Source organism: Enterobacter sp. K510, from assembly GCF_055804875.1.
This window is the reverse complement of the sequence record NZ_JBNRLQ010000005.1, coordinates 371,255-388,921: the sequence shown is the minus strand read 5'-3', so window position 1 is coordinate 388,921 and position 17,667 is coordinate 371,255. Positions and strand designations below refer to the sequence as shown.

22 protein-coding genes are annotated in these 17,667 nt (G+C 56.5%); 3 read left to right on the top strand and 19 right to left on the bottom strand.

Annotated features, from left to right (window positions below):
* The 9 genes from ACQUTD_RS11565 to fkpA all read right to left on the bottom strand — a co-directional run.
* On the bottom strand, positions 1-81 hold an 81-nt coding region (locus ACQUTD_RS11565), incomplete at its 3' end, for an elongation factor Tu (RefSeq protein ID WP_003842260.1).
* Between the two features lie 70 nt (positions 82-151).
* The gene (fusA, locus tag ACQUTD_RS11560) at positions 152-2,266 is read right to left on the bottom strand and encodes an elongation factor G (protein ID WP_072571287.1); all 2,115 of its coding nucleotides are present in this window, start codon (positions 2,264-2,266) and stop codon (positions 152-154) included.
* A 94-nt stretch (positions 2,267-2,360) separates the two neighbouring features.
* Entirely contained in the window at positions 2,361-2,831 is a 471-nt protein-coding gene (gene rpsG / locus ACQUTD_RS11555) for a 30S ribosomal protein S7 (RefSeq protein ID WP_072571286.1), read from the bottom strand.
* A 95-nt stretch (positions 2,832-2,926) separates the two neighbouring features.
* On the bottom strand, positions 2,927-3,301 hold the full coding sequence (rpsL, locus tag ACQUTD_RS11550) for a 30S ribosomal protein S12 (RefSeq protein WP_003023654.1): 375 nt from the start codon (positions 3,299-3,301) through the stop codon (positions 2,927-2,929).
* A 123-nt stretch (positions 3,302-3,424) separates the two neighbouring features.
* Positions 3,425-3,712, bottom strand: coding sequence for a sulfurtransferase complex subunit TusB (tusB, locus tag ACQUTD_RS11545; RefSeq protein ID WP_318374435.1), 288 nt, complete (start codon positions 3,710-3,712; stop codon positions 3,425-3,427).
* Between the two features lie 7 nt (positions 3,713-3,719).
* Positions 3,720-4,079 (bottom strand): sulfurtransferase complex subunit TusC, encoded by a 360-nt coding sequence (gene tusC, locus ACQUTD_RS11540; protein ID WP_473275005.1) that lies wholly within the window; start codon positions 4,077-4,079, stop codon positions 3,720-3,722.
* Complete coding sequence (tusD, locus tag ACQUTD_RS11535; RefSeq protein ID WP_318364851.1) at positions 4,079-4,465, bottom strand: sulfurtransferase complex subunit TusD; 387 nt, start codon at positions 4,463-4,465, stop codon at positions 4,079-4,081. The genes tusC and tusD overlap by 1 nt, the downstream gene beginning before the upstream one ends.
* Positions 4,465-5,187 carry a helix-turn-helix transcriptional regulator gene (locus tag ACQUTD_RS11530; protein ID WP_072571282.1) on the bottom strand — a complete coding sequence of 241 codons (723 nt, stop codon included), beginning with the start codon at positions 5,185-5,187 and terminating at the stop codon, positions 4,465-4,467. Before ACQUTD_RS11530 ends, tusD begins: the two co-directional genes overlap by 1 nt.
* A 210-nt stretch (positions 5,188-5,397) precedes the next feature.
* Positions 5,398-6,219 carry an FKBP-type peptidyl-prolyl cis-trans isomerase gene (gene fkpA, locus ACQUTD_RS11525; protein WP_072571281.1) on the bottom strand — a complete coding sequence of 274 codons (822 nt, stop codon included), beginning with the start codon at positions 6,217-6,219 and terminating at the stop codon, positions 5,398-5,400.
* A 229-nt stretch (positions 6,220-6,448) separates the two neighbouring features.
* Here fkpA and ACQUTD_RS11520 point away from each other — a divergent pair, with 229 nt between their 5' ends.
* A complete protein-coding gene (locus tag ACQUTD_RS11520; RefSeq protein ID WP_072571280.1) occupies positions 6,449-6,667 on the top strand; it encodes a protein SlyX in 219 nt (72 codons plus the stop codon).
* Between the two features lie 61 nt (positions 6,668-6,728).
* On the opposite strand, the gene slyD is transcribed toward ACQUTD_RS11520, so the two are convergent.
* From slyD to kefG, 4 genes are all read right to left on the bottom strand, one after another.
* Complete coding sequence (slyD, locus tag ACQUTD_RS11515; protein ID WP_072571279.1) at positions 6,729-7,319, bottom strand: peptidylprolyl isomerase; 591 nt, start codon at positions 7,317-7,319, stop codon at positions 6,729-6,731.
* A 94-nt stretch (positions 7,320-7,413) separates the two neighbouring features.
* The gene (locus ACQUTD_RS11510; RefSeq protein ID WP_072571278.1) at positions 7,414-7,614 is read right to left on the bottom strand and encodes a YheV family putative zinc ribbon protein; all 201 of its coding nucleotides are present in this window, start codon (positions 7,612-7,614) and stop codon (positions 7,414-7,416) included.
* A gap of 9 nt (positions 7,615-7,623) precedes the next feature.
* Positions 7,624-9,429 (bottom strand): glutathione-regulated potassium-efflux system protein KefB, encoded by a 1,806-nt coding sequence (kefB, locus tag ACQUTD_RS11505; RefSeq protein WP_473275010.1) that lies wholly within the window; start codon positions 9,427-9,429, stop codon positions 7,624-7,626.
* Entirely contained in the window at positions 9,429-9,980 is a 552-nt protein-coding gene (kefG, locus tag ACQUTD_RS11500; protein ID WP_473275537.1) for a glutathione-regulated potassium-efflux system ancillary protein KefG, read from the bottom strand. The genes kefB and kefG overlap by 1 nt, the downstream gene beginning before the upstream one ends.
* Positions 9,981-10,131: 151 nt before the next feature.
* Here kefG and ACQUTD_RS11495 point away from each other — a divergent pair, with 151 nt between their 5' ends.
* The gene (locus ACQUTD_RS11495; RefSeq protein WP_473275013.1) at positions 10,132-12,036 is read left to right on the top strand and encodes an ABC transporter ATP-binding protein; all 1,905 of its coding nucleotides are present in this window, start codon (positions 10,132-10,134) and stop codon (positions 12,034-12,036) included.
* A gap of 2 nt (positions 12,037-12,038) precedes the next feature.
* The gene (locus ACQUTD_RS11490; RefSeq protein ID WP_473275015.1) at positions 12,039-12,974 is read left to right on the top strand and encodes a LysR substrate-binding domain-containing protein; all 936 of its coding nucleotides are present in this window, start codon (positions 12,039-12,041) and stop codon (positions 12,972-12,974) included.
* Between the two features lie 151 nt (positions 12,975-13,125).
* Here the strand turns inward: ACQUTD_RS11490 and mdcH are convergent, their stop codons facing one another.
* From mdcH to mdcC, 6 genes are all read right to left on the bottom strand, one after another.
* Positions 13,126-14,028 carry a malonate decarboxylase subunit epsilon gene (gene mdcH / locus ACQUTD_RS11485; RefSeq protein WP_473275017.1) on the bottom strand — a complete coding sequence of 301 codons (903 nt, stop codon included), beginning with the start codon at positions 14,026-14,028 and terminating at the stop codon, positions 13,126-13,128.
* Positions 14,028-14,648 (bottom strand): malonate decarboxylase holo-ACP synthase, encoded by a 621-nt coding sequence (locus ACQUTD_RS11480; RefSeq protein ID WP_473275019.1) that lies wholly within the window; start codon positions 14,646-14,648, stop codon positions 14,028-14,030. The genes mdcH and ACQUTD_RS11480 overlap by 1 nt, the downstream gene beginning before the upstream one ends.
* Positions 14,649-14,651: 3 nt before the next feature.
* Complete coding sequence (locus ACQUTD_RS11475; protein ID WP_318377101.1) at positions 14,652-15,611, bottom strand: AEC family transporter; 960 nt, start codon at positions 15,609-15,611, stop codon at positions 14,652-14,654.
* A 127-nt stretch (positions 15,612-15,738) separates the two neighbouring features.
* Positions 15,739-16,539 (bottom strand): biotin-independent malonate decarboxylase subunit gamma, encoded by an 801-nt coding sequence (mdcE, locus tag ACQUTD_RS11470; protein ID WP_473275021.1) that lies wholly within the window; start codon positions 16,537-16,539, stop codon positions 15,739-15,741.
* Positions 16,536-17,372, bottom strand: coding sequence for a biotin-independent malonate decarboxylase subunit beta (locus tag ACQUTD_RS11465; protein WP_473275024.1), 837 nt, complete (start codon positions 17,370-17,372; stop codon positions 16,536-16,538). Before ACQUTD_RS11465 ends, mdcE begins: the two co-directional genes overlap by 4 nt.
* The gene (mdcC, locus tag ACQUTD_RS11460) at positions 17,365-17,664 is read right to left on the bottom strand and encodes a malonate decarboxylase acyl carrier protein (RefSeq protein WP_072571269.1); all 300 of its coding nucleotides are present in this window, start codon (positions 17,662-17,664) and stop codon (positions 17,365-17,367) included. The genes ACQUTD_RS11465 and mdcC overlap by 8 nt, the downstream gene beginning before the upstream one ends.
* Between the last annotated feature and the right edge of the window lie 3 nt (positions 17,665-17,667).

Sequence of the window (17,667 nt, the reverse complement as noted above, 5' to 3'; positions counted from 1 at the left end):
AGTAGTTTTACCGTGGTCAACGTGGCCGATGGTGCCCACGTTAACGTGCGGTTTTGTACGTTCAAATTTTTCTTTAGACACGGCTATATTCCTTACTATAGTGCTCCCCCCTCAAGGAGGGAGCACGGGATCAATGTTTTAAAACCTGGGCTTATTTGCCGCGGGCTTCAATTACGGCCTGAGCAACGTTGTTCGGGGCATCATCATACTTCAGGAATTCCATCGTGTATGATGCACGACCTTTGGTCAGAGAACGCAGCTGAGTCGCATATCCGAACATTTCAGACAGCGGAACTTCAGCGTGGATCTTAACGCCAGTCACGTCAGATTCCTGACCGCGCAGCATACCACGACGACGGCTCAAGTCACCGATGACGTCACCAGTGTTCTCTTCCGGCGTTTCTACTTCAACCTTCATGATTGGCTCAAGCAGAACAGGTTTTGCTTTCTTAAAGCCATCTTTAAAGGCGATAGACGCAGCCAGTTTAAACGCCAGTTCAGAGGAGTCAACGTCATGGTAAGAACCGAAGTGCAGACGCACGCCCAGATCTACTACCGGATAACCAGCCAGCGGACCAGACTTCAGCTGCTCCTGGATACCTTTATCAACGGCCGGGATGTATTCGCCAGGAATCACACCACCTTTAATGTCGTTGATGAACTCATAACCTTTCGGATTTGAGCCCGGCTCCAGCGGGTACATGTCGATCACAACGTGACCGTACTGACCACGACCACCAGACTGCTTAGCGTGTTTACCTTCAATGTCGGTAACTTTCGCGCGAATCGCTTCGCGGTAAGCAACCTGAGGTTTACCCACGTTAGCTTCAACGTTGAACTCACGCTTCATACGGTCAACGATGATGTCCAGGTGAAGTTCACCCATACCAGCGATGATAGTCTGGTTAGATTCTTCGTCAGTCCATACGCGGAAAGACGGGTCTTCTTTAGCCAGACGGCCCAGAGCCAGACCCATTTTTTCCTGGTCAGCTTTGGTTTTCGGTTCTACGGCGATGGAGATTACCGGCTCCGGGAATTCCATACGTTCCAGAATGATCGGATGCTCCGGATCACACAGGGTATCACCAGTAGTCACGTCTTTCAGACCGATTGCCGCAGCAATGTCGCCCGCGCGAACTTCTTTGATCTCTTCACGTTTGTTAGCGTGCATCTGAACGATACGGCCAAAACGCTCACGAGCAGCTTTAACGGAGTTCACTACGGTATCACCGGAGTTAACCACGCCAGAGTACACGCGGAAGAAGGTCAGGTTACCCACGAACGGGTCGGTAGCAATTTTGAACGCCAGAGCAGCGAACGGCTCGTCATCACTTGCGTGACGCTCAGCCGGCGTGTCTTTACCGTCGTCCAGCATACCGTTAATTGCCGGTACGTCTGTCGGTGCTGGCAGGTAATCAATTACCGCATCCAGCATCGCCTGAACACCTTTGTTCTTAAATGCAGAACCACAGGTTACCAGGATGATTTCGTTGTTCAGAACGCGCTGACGCAGAGCAGATTTGATTTCTTCCTCGGTCAGCTCTTCGCCGCCCAGGTATTTTTCCATCAGCTCTTCAGAAGCTTCAGCAGCAGATTCGATCAGATTCTGGTGCCATTCTTCAGCCAGGTCAGCCATGTCCGCAGGGATGTCTTCGTATTCGAAGGTCACGCCCTGGTCGGCATCGTTCCAGTTGATGGCTTTCATTTTCACCAGGTCGATAACGCCGGTGAAGCCTTCTTCAGCACCAATCGCCAGCTGCAGCGGAACCGGGTTCGCGCCCAGACGGGATTTGATCTGACCAACAACTTTCAGGAAGTTAGCGCCCATGCGGTCCATTTTGTTAACGAACGCAATACGCGGAACTTTGTATTTGTTTGCCTGACGCCATACGGTTTCAGACTGCGGCTGAACACCACCAACTGCGCAGTAAACCATTACAGCACCGTCAAGAACACGCATGGAACGTTCTACTTCGATGGTGAAGTCAACGTGGCCCGGGGTGTCGATGATGTTTACGCGATGCGGTTCATACTGCTTCGCCATACCAGACCAGAATGCGGTAGTCGCAGCGGAGGTAATGGTGATACCACGCTCCTGCTCCTGTTCCATCCAGTCCATAGTTGCTGCGCCGTCATGAACTTCACCGATTTTATGGTTTACACCGGTGTAGAACAGAATACGTTCGGTAGTAGTGGTTTTACCGGCGTCGATGTGCGCACTGATACCGATGTTACGGTAGCGTGCAATGGGTGTTGTACGAGCCATTTGATTCCTCTATTGCCTTTGGCGTTCAATTTAAGTAGCCCAAAGCGGGCAGCTTTTATGAAGCGCCCGCCTGGTGACTAATACTCCGAAGGGATTACCAACGGTAGTGTGCGAACGCCTTGTTGGCTTCTGCCATACGGTGAACGTCTTCACGTTTCTTAACTGCAGTACCTTTGTTCTCTGCAGCATCAGAAAGTTCGTTCGCCAGGCGGAGAGCCATGGATTTATCACCGCGTTTACGAGCAGCTTCAACGATCCAACGCATTGCCAGAGCATTACGACGAACCGGACGTACTTCAACTGGAACCTGATAAGTTGAACCACCAACGCGACGGGACTTAACTTCTACAGTCGGACGCACGTTTTCGAGAGCAACTTCGAACGCTTCCAGGTGGCCTTTACCGCTACGTTGAGCCAGGGTCTCAAGAGCAGTGTAGACGATGGATTCTGCAGTAGATTTTTTACCATCTACCATCAGGATATTTACAAATTTAGCCAGCAGTTCTGATCCGAACTTAGGATCCGGCAGAATTTTACGCTGACCAATGACGCGACGACGTGGCATGGAAATACTCCGTTGTTAATTCAGGATTGTCCAAAACTCAAAGAGTTTAGTTTGACATTAATATAAAACGTTTGGCCTTACTTAACGGAGAACCATTAAGCCTTAGGACGTTTCACGCCATACTTGGAGCGTGATTGCTTACGGTCTTTAACGCCGGAGCAGTCGAGCGCACCACGAACGGTGTGGTAACGAACACCCGGGAGGTCTTTTACACGACCGCCACGGATCAGGATCACGGAGTGCTCCTGCAGGTTGTGACCTTCACCACCGATGTAGGAAGTCACTTCAAAACCGTTTGTCAGACGAACACGGCAAACTTTACGCAGTGCGGAGTTCGGTTTTTTCGGGGTAGTAGTGTACACACGAGTACATACACCACGTTTTTGCGGGCATGCTTCCAGCGCAGGCACGTTGCTTTTTGCAACTTTGCGAGCGCGTGGTTTGCGTACCAGCTGGTTAACTGTTGCCATTAAATAGCTCCTGGTTTTAGCTTTTGCTTCGTAAACACGTAATAAATCGACCTCATACAATATGAGGACGCAGAATTTTAGAGCTGTGCTGAAAAGGTGTCAAGAAATATACAGCGATCCACACTACCAGGACATCTGAACGGCATGTTTTACCGTCAGGCTGACGAATTCAGTATAGCTAACCCTGGCAATATTGTTCGAAATTTGACCAGAAAGGCCGCGCGCGACGACGTCTTCGTTGAGCGCATGAACCGATATGGGGGCGGCCAGCAGTAAATCAAGGTAATGCCCGCCTTCAATGCCAGCAATCACCCCGTCGGACAAAAGTAAGAGATCGTCCCCGGCCTGCATGGTACGCAACAGCGTGGTCATATCGCACTGCCAGGGAGAGTGGTGCAAGGTATGCAGCATAAGGGCCTCAGAACGTCATAACCACATCAAAATCATTGAGCCGGGCACGCAGCGCATCCGGTTCAAGCGCCTGCGCGTCCAGGATTAGCGGCGTGGAGGCGGATAAGCCCCGCTCCCGTAGCGAGGCCGCGCACAGCCAGCACTGTTCGATGTCATATAATGGCAGCACTTTGAAGGTGGTGATGTAGTCACGCGCCAGGATCGCAGCGGGCTGCTGCTCTTTCAGCAACTGGAATACGCCGTCGCCGATAAAAAAGACGCCGATCTCTTCAGTCAGCGCCGACATCGCCAGCAGCGCATCCAGCCCTTCCCGTCCCGCCGCTGAGCCGTGCGGCGCAGTCTTAAACACAAAAGCGACAGATTTCATCAGAATTGCACCATTCGATCGCAGGTCAGCGCGGCTTCTGCCAGCGAGCCCAGGCCGCTCAGCACAAAGCCCGGCTGTAAATTCGCGCGGGACAGTCCCAGACGGCGGGCTTCGGTTTCGTCCGTCACGCCACGACGTAGCGCGGCCGCCACGCAGATATGCAGCGCCACCTGATGCTCCGTCTGCAACTGTTGCCAGGCACGCACCAGATCGAATTCATCGCTGGCCGGGGCAGTAAGCTGATTGGCGTTATAAACGCCTTCACGATAGAAAAACACGCTGACCAGTTCATGACCGGCAGCCAGCACCGCCCGGGCAAACTGCCACGCGCTGCTGGCCTGCTGCGTGCCATAGGCAGGGCCTGTGACGAGAATGGCGAAACGCATTACTTCTCTTGCCCCAGGAAATCGCCGCTTTTGAACTGGCGAATATAGAGATAAACCGTGTGCTTGGAGATGTTCAGACGGTCTGCCACCTGATTAATGGCGTCCTTGATATCGAAAATGCCTTTTTCGTAAAGATTCAAAACGATCTGACGATTTTTTGCGTTATTAGAGACGTTGCGATCGGCGTTAACTTCTTCGATGGTGAACTCCAGCGTTTGCGTGACCAGATCTTCCACCGAGGAGGCGAAGTTAACGGACGAACTGACGTCCGGCGTTTCCGGCGGCACAAAGGTGCTCATAATCTGTGAGAACGGCACATCGAGATTCATGTTGATACACAGCAAACCGATAACCCGCTGGTTACGGTTGCGGATGGCGATAGTTTCAGACTTCATCAGTACGCCGCTTTTGGCGCGCGTAAAATAGCATTTGGAGACGCTGCTATCCGCACCGGTCATGTCATGCAGCATACGCAGGGCAAGATCGGTGATCGGCGATCCGATTTTGCGGCCGGTGTGTTCACCGTTAGCAATGCGAATGGCGGAGCATTTAAGATCCTGCAACGAGTGCAATACAATTTCACAGTGGGAGCCAATGAGCATCGCTAACCCGTCCACTACCGCTTCGTAGGATTTGAGGATATCGAAGTCAGTCTGATCGAAGGGACGTTGATCCAGCAAATCAAGCTCACTGGTTTCGTTGGTTAATAGCGACCTGGACATGAAAAAAAACACTCCTTTTCAGGAGCCTGTCGTTAACTTTTCAGGGCAGGCTCATCATTTACACGGACAACTAAGTTAATACAGCGCGGGCAATGCTTGCCAGCGTTAATTAACTCCGCGGCGCTGTAGGACACAGACGCGTCAGGTAGAGTATATATCGGCCCTGCAATAAAAAACCGCCGCCCATTCAGGCGGCGGCTTTCAGCGTGCTTACTTCTTATCCGCGTCAGCTGCTTTTTCAGCTGGTGCGGCTTCCGCCTGCGCTTCCGCTTTCGGTGCTGGTTTGATGTCTAACAGCTCAACATCAAAGACCAGGGTGGAGTTAGCCGGGATACCCGGAACGCCGTTTTTACCGTAAGCCAGCGCCGGTGGGATAACCAGCTTGATTTTGCCGCCTTTCTTGATGTTTTTCAGGCCTTCAGTCCAGCCTGGGATCACGCCGTCCAGACGGAATGACAGCGGCTCGCCACGGGTGTAGGAGTTGTCGAACTCTTTACCGTCGATCAGCGTACCTTTGTAGTTCACGACTACGGTGTCGCTGTCTTTCGGCGCATCGCCGGTGCCTTCTTTCTCTACTTTGTAAAGCAGGCCGGTAGAGGAGGTTTTCACGCCTTTCTCTTTAGCAAAGGTGTCGCGGTAAGCTTTACCTTTGTTTTCGTTATCTGCTGCGTCTTTGTCCATCTTCGCCTGAGCAGAAGATTTCACACGCGTTTCGAAAGCCTGTAAGGTCTGTTCAATTTCCTGATCGGACAATTTGCTCTTATCAGCAAAGGCGTCCTGAACACCCGCGATCAGCTGATCTTTATCCAGCTTGATACCCAGTTTTTCCTGTTCTTTCAGGGAGTTTTCCATGTAACGACCCAGCGATGCGCCAAGCGCATAAGCCGATTTCTGGTCATCATTTTTGAATGCAGACTTGCTGTCTGCCGCAGGTGCGGCTTTCGCAGCGGTATCCGCAGCGAAGGTCAGCGGAGCATTCAATGCGACAGCCATCGTCGTTGCCAGCAGCGTTACTTTTAACAGTGATTTCATCCATTTCTCCAGGGCCGGGGGGATCCCCCTTGTTAACTTATTAAGAAGCGTACTATAAAACGTTGCGGAGAAAATCAACATATGGACTTCCCCGATAATCGCTTCTTTTGAGACTATTTTTGTTTAAATTAGTTTCTTCAGGACGTCCGGTTGCTGCGCGAGGGCGTAAACTTCAGTAGAATCCGCCCGCCGCCTGGCCCGATAACAACGACGACAAAAGAGGTGAATGATGCAGGAAATGACGCTGGAAGCGCGACTGGCAGAACTGGAAAGTCGTCTGGCTTTTCAGGAAATAACCATCGAAGAACTCAACCTCACGGTCACCGCCCATGAACTGGAGATGGCGAAAATGCGCGAGCATCTGCGTTTGATGGCAGACAAACTCAAAGCCAGCCAGCCATCGCACATCGCGTCCCAGTCAGAAGAGACGCCGCCGCCCCATTATTAAGGCGTAAAAAAAGCGGGAGGATCCCGCTTTTTTGATCGTACAGCGCCGGAGCGCTAACGCATTAATGGCAACCGCAGCCGCCGTGACCGCCGCAACCACCTTTACCGTGGTCGTGATCATGACCGTGATCGTGGCCATGGCCGCCGCAGCAACCGTCACCGTGTTCATGGTCGTGATGATGATCGTGGGCGCCGTGAACGTGGCCGTGAGCCAGTTCTTCTGCCGTTGCTTCACGAATGGCAACCACTTCAACGTTGAACTTCAGGTTCTGACCGGCCAGCATGTGGTTACCGTCAACCACAACGTGATCGTCTTCCACTTCAGTGATTTCAACCGGTACCGGACCCTGGTCAGTTTCAGCCAGGAAACGCATGCCAACCTGCAGTTCGTCAACGCCCATGAAGACGTCTTTCGGTACGCGCTGTACCAGGTTGTCGTCGTACTGACCGTAAGCTTCGTTTGCGGTAACAGCTACATCAAATTTGTCGCCAGGTTCGTGACCTTCCAGCGCGGTTTCCAGACCAGAGATCAGGGAACCGTGACCGTGCAGGTAGTCCAGCGGCGCACTCACCGGAGACTCATCAACCAATACACCGTCTTCTGTACGTACCTGATAGGCCAGGCTGACCACCAGGTCTTTTGCTACTTTCATGATATCTCCTGAGCGTGGGAAAATTGCTGGCGCAGATTGTAACGGAATTCTGCCCCTGTGTACCCTTAAGCATAAAAAAAGCTGGGGTATATCGCTAGTCCGGATGAAAAATGCCGATCACTTGCTCTTCTTTGCGAACATGCTCGCGGGCTTCTTTATCCGCTTCGCGCATCTGATGACCGCACTTAACACACTCAACGACATCAACATTATTTTCCCGCCACATGGCCAGCGTATCCTGCGCCTGGCAGGCCGGGCATTTCGCACCGGCGATAAAGCGTTTACGTATTGTCATAATTTTGCCTCACTCGAATTCATCCCAGCCGTCAAACTGCCGCCGCTCCTGCTGCATCTCGCGCTGGAAAATCTCTTCCAGCTCGCGGCGCGCTTCCCGGACGCGGGAGATTTGGGCCGTATCAGTATGCACCGGCATCAGTTCGCGCAACATGCGCATATCCAGACGGCGGAAGTGCAGCTGCGCGCGCTGGGCCTGATGGGGATGCACGCCCAGCGTAATCAGCGCCTTGCGTCCCAGCTCCAGCGCACTGGAGAAGGTTTCGCGGGAGAACTGCGTCACGCCCGCCTGTAACAGTTCATGCGCTTCCACACGGCCACGCGCACGGGCGAGGATCGCCAGATGCGGGAAGTGCTGCTGGCAGATTTCCACCAGCTTCATGGTGTCTTCCGGCTCATTACAGGTGATGACGATAGACTTCGCCGCCTCCGCGCCCGCCGAGCGCAGCAGCTCCACCTGAGTGGCATCGCCGTAATAGACTTTGTAGCCGTATTTTCGCATCAGGTTGACTGCGCTGATATCCCGCTCCAGCACCGTGATGCGCATTTTGTTCGCCATCAGCAGACGCCCGATCACCTGACCGAAACGCCCAAAGCCGACAACAATCACCTGCGGCTTATCATCCTCTACCCACGGCGCTTCGTCCTCATCTTCCGGGCCGTTAAAGTGCCGTGACAGCTGTTTATCAACGATTTTCATCACCAGCGGCGTGGTCATCATCGACAGCGTCACCGTTACCAGCAACAAGGCCATCTGATCATTGTGGAACAATCTTTGGGATGACGCTGCCGAAAAGAGCACAAAAGCAAACTCCCCGCCCTGGCTGAGCACCCCGGCAAACTGCATCCGCTCGGAACGCCGCAGTCCGTACAGGCGCGCCAGGCCGTACAGCACCAGCCCTTTCACCACCACCAGCACAATGACGCTGACCAGCACCCACAGCAGATGGGTATAAAGAATGCCTAAATTGAGCGACATGCCGACGGAGATAAAAAACAGCCCCAGCAGCAGTCCCTTAAAGGGATCGATAGCCATTTCCAGCTCATGACGGTACTCGCTTTCCGCCAGCAGCACCCCGGCGATAAAGGTGCCCAGCGCCATCGACAGCCCGAGTGCGTCCATAAACAGCGCCGACCCCAGCACCAACAACAGCGTGGCGGCGGTAAACACCTCCCGCACGCCGGATCCGGCAATGTAGCGAAATACCGGGCGCAGCAGATAGCGACCGCCCACCAGCATCCCGGCGAAGGCCAGCACTTTCATGCCGATCTTCATCCAGTCCAGATGCTCGTCGCCGTTGCCCGCCAGCAGCGGCACCAGCGCCAGCGCCGGGATCACCGCCAGATCCTGGAACAGCAGCACCGAGAAGCCGAGCTGGCCGCCTTCGTTGCGGTTCATGCCTTTATCGCGCATCAACTGCAACGCCATGGCCGTTGAGGACATCGCCAGCCCCAGGCCGCCGATCACCGCCGCCTGCCACGAAAACTCCGTCAACATCAGCAGCCCGGCGAGGATCGCCGCGCTCAGCAACACCTGCGCCGCCCCGATACCGAAAATCGATTGCCGCAGTTGCCACAGTTTGGACGGGTTCAGCTCCAGGCCGATGATAAACATCAGGAACACCACGCCAAGCTCGGAGAAATGCAGAATTTCATCCACATCGCTGATAAACCCGAGGCCCCACGGCCCGATGGCAATCCCCGCCAGCAGATAACCCAGCACCGCGCCGATGCCCAGTCTCGCCGCCAGCGGTACCGCCGCCACGGCGGCAAACAGGAACAGCACGCCTGCCAGTAACAGATCGGAACCTTCCATCACAGGCCTCCTGTGGCGACAGGCGCCGCCAGCCAGTCACCGTAAGCTCTGGCATGGCTCGCCAGCTCCTCCGGCGGTTGCCGACGCGCATGATAGATAATCATCGGCGTAAGCCAGTGCATTTTGCACATCGCCGCCGTCAGTTCGAAGGGGCGCAGAATATCGCTCATCGGATAGCGGTTCAGGGCGTCATAACGATAGGCGCTCTCCGGCTCACCGGTCGTAATGACGCTACGCCAGTACTTTCCCGCCAGTTGATTTCCCCCCGGCCCGCTGGCAAAGCCGCGGCTCAGTACGCGATCCAGCCACTCTTTCAGTAGCGCCGGACAGCTGTAGGTATAGAGGGGATGCTGGAACACGATCACATCATGCTCGCGCAGCAACGCCTGCTCATGGGGAATATCGATAAAGAAATCAGGATAATGTGCATAGAGATCATGCACGGTGACATTATTAAGCTGCGTTGCCGGTTTAAGTAAGACCCGGTTGGCGACCGACTCTCCGGATTCCGGATGGGCATATAACAGCAATACTTTCGCTGTTGGTGGCATCATTCCCCTCCCGGGCGTCGTGCACGTCATTCTAATGATTTTGTGTCCAGGCTTCGTTTTGGGCTACCATGGCGCCCCGGTGCGGCACATTGCCCACTACCCTAAAATATCATAATGACAAATTAATATAGTCGGAACATAACGGCGCTCTATGATTGTTTTCTCCTCGTTACAAATTCGTCGCGGCGTACGCGTCCTGCTGGACAATGCCACTGCCACCATCAACCCCGGTCAGAAAGTCGGTCTGGTGGGTAAAAACGGCTGCGGGAAATCCACGCTGCTGGCGCTGTTAAAAAACGAACTCAGCGCCGACGGCGGCAGCTTCACCTATCCGGCAAACTGGCAGCTGGCGTGGGTTAATCAGGAGACTCCGGCGCTCAGCGAACCCGCGCTGGATTACGTGATTGACGGCGACCGCCAGTACCGGCAGTTTGAAGCCGAGCTTAACGCTGCCAACGAACGTAACGACGGTCATGCCATTGCCACGGTGCACGGCAAGCTCGACGCCATCGACGCCTGGACCATCCGCTCCCGCGCCTCAAGCCTACTGCACGGCCTCGGTTTTTCGAATGAACAGCTTGAGCGCCCGGTCAGCGACTTCTCCGGCGGCTGGCGTATGCGTCTTAACCTGGCGCAGGCGCTGATTTGCCGTTCCGATTTACTGCTGCTCGATGAACCCACCAACCACCTCGATCTTGATGCGGTGATCTGGCTGGAAAAATGGCTGAAAAGCTATCAGGGCACGCTGATTTTGATTTCCCATGACCGTGACTTCCTCGACCCGGTGGTGGACAAAATTATCCATATCGAACAGCAAAATATGTTCGAGTACACCGGCAACTACAGCGCTTTCGAGCGCCAGCGCGCAACGCGCCTTGCCCAGCAACAGGCCACCTACGAAAGCCAGCAGGCGCGGGTGGCGCATCTGCAAAGCTTTATCGATCGTTTCAAAGCTAAAGCCAGCAAAGCCAAACAGGCGCAGAGCCGCGTGAAAATGCTGGAGCGCATGGAGCTTATCGCCCCGGCGCACGTGGATAACCCGTTCCACTTCAGCTTCCGCGCGCCGGAAAGCCTGCCGAATCCGTTGCTGAAAATGGAAAAGGTCAGCGCCGGTTATGGCGATCGCACCATTCTTGATTCCATCAAGCTCAACCTGGTTCCCGGCTCGCGCATCGGTCTGCTGGGGCGTAACGGCGCGGGTAAATCGACGCTGATCAAATTACTGGCGGGCGAGCTAAACCCGATAAGCGGTGAGATTGGTCTGGCGAAAGGTATCAAGCTGGGTTACTTCGCCCAGCATCAGCTGGAATTTTTACGCGCGGATGAATCCCCAATCCAGCACCTGGCGCGCATTGCGCCGCAGGAGCTGGAGCAGAAGCTGCGCGATTACCTCGGCGGCTTCGGTTTCCAGGGCGATAAAGTCAGCGAAGTCACCGGTCGCTTCTCCGGCGGTGAAAAAGCCCGTCTGGTGCTGGCGCTCATCGTCTGGCAGCGCCCTAACCTGCTGCTGCTCGATGAACCGACCAACCACCTGGATCTGGATATGCGCCAGGCGCTCACCGAAGCGCTGATCGAATTCGAAGGCGCGCTGGTGGTGGTGTCGCACGACCGTCACCTGTTACGCTCCACCACCGATGAGTTTTATCTGGTGCACGGCGGTAAAGTCGAGGCCTTCGACGGCGATCTGGAAGACTATCAGCAGTGGCTGAGCGACATCCAGAAACTGGAAAACCAGCCTGCCGAAGGCGCGAAAGAGAACGCCAACAGCGCCCAGTCGCGTAAAGATCAGAAGCGCCGCGAAGCGGAACTGCGCACCCAGACGCAGCCGCTGCGCAAAGAGATTGCCCGTCTGGAAAAAGAGATGGAGAAGTTCCAGGCACAGCAGGCCGCGGCGGAAGAAAAACTGAGCGACAGCGGGCTGTACGACCAGAGCCGCAAAGCCGAACTCACCGCCTGTTTACAGGCGCAGGCCAGCGCGAAAGCCGGGCTTGAAGAGTGTGAAATGGCATGGCTGGACGCCCAGGAAAAGCTGGAGGCTATGCTGCAAAGCGACTGACCATGAGCCACGACATCCTCAGTGAGATCACGTTTCGCAAGCTCGCCATTTTCATGACCTTTATGGAAAAGGGGAACATTGCCCGCACCGCAGAAGCGCTGGCGTTAAGCGGCGTGAGCGTACATCGCGCGCTGCATACGCTGGAAGAAAACGTGCGCTGTCCGCTGTTCGTGCATAAAGGCCGCACCCTGATGCCGCTGCCCGCGGCCTGGACGCTGCTGGAGTATTGTCAGGAAGTCACGCAACTGATGACGCGTGGTCTGGAAGAGGCGCGCAAAGAAGCAGGCGTCGGCCAGGGGCGGCTGCGTGTCGGCACGCTCTACTCGCTGACGCTGGAAACCGTGCCGCGTCTGATCATGGGCATGAAGCTGCGCCGGCCGGAGCTGGAGATGGCGCTGACCATGGGTTCTAACGAAACCCTGCTGCACATGCTGGACGCCGGGGAGCTGGACGCGATTATCATTTCGCTGTCAGAGGCGCAAATCGATCGCAACAGCCTCGAAGTGCTGCCGCTGTTTCACGATGATATTTTCCTCGCCGCGCCCGCGTCGGTCACGCTCAACATGTCGGCACCTGCCGATTTACGCGATTACCGCCAGCAAAAATTTGTCTCGCTGGCGGAAGGTTTTGCCACCTATGCAGGCTTTCAGGAAGCCTTCCATATTGCCGGTTTTGAGCCGGAGATCGTCACCCGCGTGAACGACATTTTCTCGATGCTGAGTCTGGTGCAGGCAGGCGTAGGTTTTACCCTGATGCCGGGCCGCATGAAGAAAGTGTATGAAAACTCGGTGCAGCTGTTAAAACTCGCCGAGCCGTACCAGATGCAGCAGTTAATCGCTATCGTCTTTCCCCGCAACCGCGAGCACGATCCGAACCTGCTGGCGCTCGCCGCCGAAGGTCGCATGTACGCCCGCAGTTTGCAGGAAGCGGGTGGCTGAGTTGAACCTGTCGGGTGGCGCTTCGCTTACCCGACCTACATGACTATATGACGGATCCTTTTGCCGGGTGGCGGCTGCGCCTGACCCGGCCTACACGAGCGACATGCTATGTCGTTGTAGGCCCGGCAAGCCTGCGCCGCCGGGCAATGCGTTACCCCTGCTCCCGCAGACGTTTCGCCAGATGCCGCGCCACGTCAATGCCGCTGCGCTCCAGTGAAATCGTCTCTCCGTCCCAGGCCGCCTGCCGTGTTAAACAGGTCAGGACGCCACCTGGCGGCATCTCGATGGCCAGCCGCGCTTCACGCTCATTGGCGGAAATCACCGCCTCCTGCCAGCGTACGGTACGCGCCATGTTCATCGCCAGATCGTCGGCGATTCTCTCCGGCTGCCACAGCACGCGTCCGGTGCTGCCACTCAGATAAGCGCACGCCGGGCGGGATAAGCTCACCCCGGCAAAGGCCTGCACCAGTTTTTCTGCCGGACGGGCCAGCAGTTCACAGTGCGACGGCACGCTGACTGCCAGACGCTTCGCTTTGCTGGCCCCTTTCGCCAGCGCTTTTTCCGCCACCTTCGCCATATCTTCATCGCGACCGGCAATAACAATCTGCGTTTCCGCATTCAGGTTGGCGATCCAGGTCTGGCTGCCTTCGCTTATTGCTTCGACCTGCGGCAGCGTCAGGCCCATGATGGCTGTCAATCCGTAACCGTGCGGGTACGCCTGCTCCATTAAATCGCCGCGCAGGGCCACCAGCCGCAACGCATCGTCAAAAGCCAGCGCACCGGCCACCACCGCCGCCGGGTACGCGCCGATCGACAGGCCGCTGACGATATCCGGCTCCACGCCCTGCCGTTGCAGTTCCCGCGCCCAGGCGACACCGGCGATCAACAGCGACAGCTGCACCGCGCGGGTATGCTCCAGCGCTTCAGGCGTATCCAGGGTATCGACTTCCGCGCCCAGCACTTCACGCGCTTCTGCAAGCGCCGTACCGGGCAGCTGTTGCAACATGCCAGGATGCTGCGTTCCCTGGCCGGGAAAGGTAAACAGAATTTTCATTAGTCCTCCCTGCGCCAGGGATCGCTAACCAGACGCGGCCCCTGACGGGTTTTGAGCAGTGCCTGACCGTCGCGCAGCCACTCGTTGAGCGCGAATCCGCCTGACGGCGTTTCCACCTGCGTATCGGCGCGGCACAGGGCGGTATCCAGCCGCTGCTGCCACTGCATCAGCGCATCGCGCGACAGCGGCTGCGGGGCGCGGATCAGCAGATCCAGATCGCTTGCGGCGTGGATCACCGGGATGCCGGTCGCCAGCGCATAGCCGACGCTGCCGGTGATCCCCCAGACCCACGGCCACCCATGCTGCGCCAGCTGAAACGCCACCTGAACGGGTGGCGCGGAGATAAAGGGCGAGCTGACCAACGCCCGGGCGTCGGTCAGCTGTTCGGGGGTGACAACGCGCACAACCTGCTGCGCATCCACCCAGCCTGGCGCACGCTGGTCGCGGCGCAGACCGCGCACCCCCACCGGAATGCGCCCCTGCTCATCAACATCACGCCGCACCACTACCGGCAACCCCGCATGCCAGACCGTATCCACCCAGGATTCCGTCACCCCCTGCAGGGCGCTGCGGTCAGTCAGCCAGAGAAGATCGTGCGGTCGCAATGATGATGAAGTCATGTTTTACATTCCTGAAGTCAGCGAGATAAACAGCGGCAGGGACAGAATACACAGCACCGAGCTTAACAGCAGCACAGCTTCGGCATCCGGCGACTGTACGCCAAAGCGGTTGCCGAAGACCACGCCGAAGAAGCCAGCCGACAGCGCAATCATCAGGATAGCGGTGATGGCAACCGGGCCGGACAGGCCGAACGCCAGCACGATACCCCAGGCAATGGCTGGCTGGATCAGCAGTTTAGCGATGGTCGAAGTAATAACCATGGTGTTGATTTGCAGTTTACGCGCCGAGAGGATCACGCCGGTCAGGAACAGCGCCGCCGCAGTGGCGGACAGGCCCAGCGGTTTAATGGCCGCCAGCACCAGATCCGGCATATGAATACCGATGGCGGATAAAATCACCCCTAACAGCGGGCCCATGACGATAGGTTTTTTAATCGACCGCCACATCAGCACCGGCAGCATCGCCAGGGTTGAACCGCTGTTACCGCCTTCCGCACGCGCTTTTTCACGTTCAAGGATCAGCAGGCAGAACGGCGTCATCAGCACAGAACCGCAGGCAATGGATACCGCCACAGAAAGCGAGGTGGACGAGGTTTCACCCAGCACGCTGCCGAGGATCGGCAGGCCCAGCGCCGCATAGTTCGGCAGGGCAACGGTCAGGGTCAGCACAGCGGCATCCTGCGGCGATTTTTTAAAGACGCTGGTGGCGAGGAAATAGATGATGGCGTAGGTGATCCACATCGCCAGCGTCAGCACCACGATCAGCGGCGACTGGGCGACGATGCCGTCCCACGGCGTCTGCACCGTGGCGCTGAACAGCGCGGCGGGCAGGGCAAAATCCATCACGAAAATATTAAGCAGGGAAACATTTTTGTTATCCACCATTCCGGCCTTACCGGCCCAGAATCCCAGTAGCATAATCACAAAAATCGGTGCGAGAGCATGAACAATTACGTAAGTCATAAATCACCTATAGATAAACAAGGAAATAGCACTGACGCGATGTTTGTTATTTTTCAGATGCACGCTTCCTCATGGGCACAGCGTATGTGCCCACGGGGCGGTCATTCCGGCAGGTCTTTTTTACTTCTTACCAGCTTGCGCGCATGCGCTCCCGCACGAGTGACGAGCTGCGACGGTTGTCGGCACCAAGACGGTTTTTAAGCGTGGTGTCCTGACGTGCGTCGTGAATGGCCTGTTGCAGGGTGGTATTCACCTCCGCCAGATCGGCATCGGAAGGCGCTTCCGGATTGCTGATGTTCAGCAGATGATCCAGCAGCCCCAGCGTGGCGTAATTACTGATGTCATACGCCATTGGCGGAATGGTCGCCGCCAGTTTTTCCAGCGCGTCAACGGTACGCAGCGTGATACGCGCGGCAGAGTCTTTACCCATCGCGTGGATCAGCACGCCCTTATCATTGAAGGCAATCAGACGGTTGGCCTGGTAGCCGTGCGCCAGAAAGGCACCGGACATGGCTTTACCGACGATAAGACCAATCACCGGGTGCCCCGCCAGGCGGGCATTGGCATAAGCCCCCGCAGCACCGGCCAGCGCCTGATGAATGCCAAAACCTTCTTCCCGGCGGCCATAGGCCTGACTCGGTACGTCAATCACCGCCACAATTGGGCGTTTGACGCTTTTACCGGCGTCGGCGGCGATGGTTTCGCTAACCACTTTCGCCAGCGTCCAGCCTTCCAGCAGACCGACCTCGCCGTTTGCCGCGCGGGGATAGTGGTTATGCGCATCCGGGACCACGGCGATAAAGCGTGCCGCTTCACCGTTAATTTCACCGTCAGCCACCTGGACCGACGGGCATAACCCGCTCAAACGTGGTGCGTTGGGCGCCAGTTTTTCAAGCCATAATGCGCCACGGCTTACTGTCGTATTCATGCTTTTTCCTCCCCGGCAAAGAGCGCTTTGATCTGTTCGGCATCCGCCTGTTTGCGGGTGTCGAACTGGCTCAGACGATCCAGATACCACTGGTAGTTATCGGTGCGATGTTTTTCCGGTACGCCTTTGGCGATAAAGTCGTTCATCGCGCCTTTCACGGCATTCACCCCGTCGCCAACCAGCGCATCCACCAGCCCGCTTTGATAACGGACTTCACCGCCGGTCATGCTCCAGATAAATGGACGGTCGCGGGAGTCGTACTCTTCAATCCCGGCTTCCTGCTCAATGACCTGTGGACCGTTCAGACCGAGGCGCGCCTCGCGGGTGACGATCAGGTAGCTGCACAGCGCGGCAGCAATGGACATCCCGCCAAAGCAGCCCACGGTACCGGCCACAATGCCGATAACCGGCGTATAACGGCGCAGATCGACAATGGCGGCATGAATATCGGCAATCGCCGCCAGCCCCAGATTGGCTTCCTGTAAACGCACGCCGCCGGTTTCGAGGCACAGTACCGCCTGGGTCGGGATGCCGTTGCGGTTATCTTCCGCCGCCAGCTCCAGCGCCGCTGCCATTTTCGCGCCGGACACTTCGCCCATGCTGCCGCCCTGGAAGGTGCCTTCGATGGCGATCACCACCGCAGGCTGGCCATTAATGGTGCCTTTCGCCACCACCATGCCGTCATCGGCCTGCGGCACGATGCCCTGCGGCCCAAGCCACGGGGAAATAATGCCTTCAAAGGGATCCAGCAATTCACGGTAGCTGCCGTCGTCCAGCAGCGTGCGGGCGCGTTCACGCGCTTTTAATTCGATAAAACTGCGGTCATCACGCATGGCTCACCCCCTCAAAAACCTGTTCGATACGAATGCGCGCCACGCCAGGCGTCGCACCAAAATCGTGGATCACCAGCTTGCCGGACGGCAGGCTGCCCGCCAGGGTGAGACGGTTAAACAGCGCTTCCCAGCGTCCGCGGCTGTTGTCCACGGAAGTGGTGATATCAACGGTGAGCGTCTGCTCCTGGTCGGCGGTGAAAAGCACCTCCATATCCCCGGAGCCAACGACGCCTGCCAGCGCTTTACCGCTCAGGGTGCGGCTGGCAGGCAAAGAGATCGTAATGTGTTCCATAAC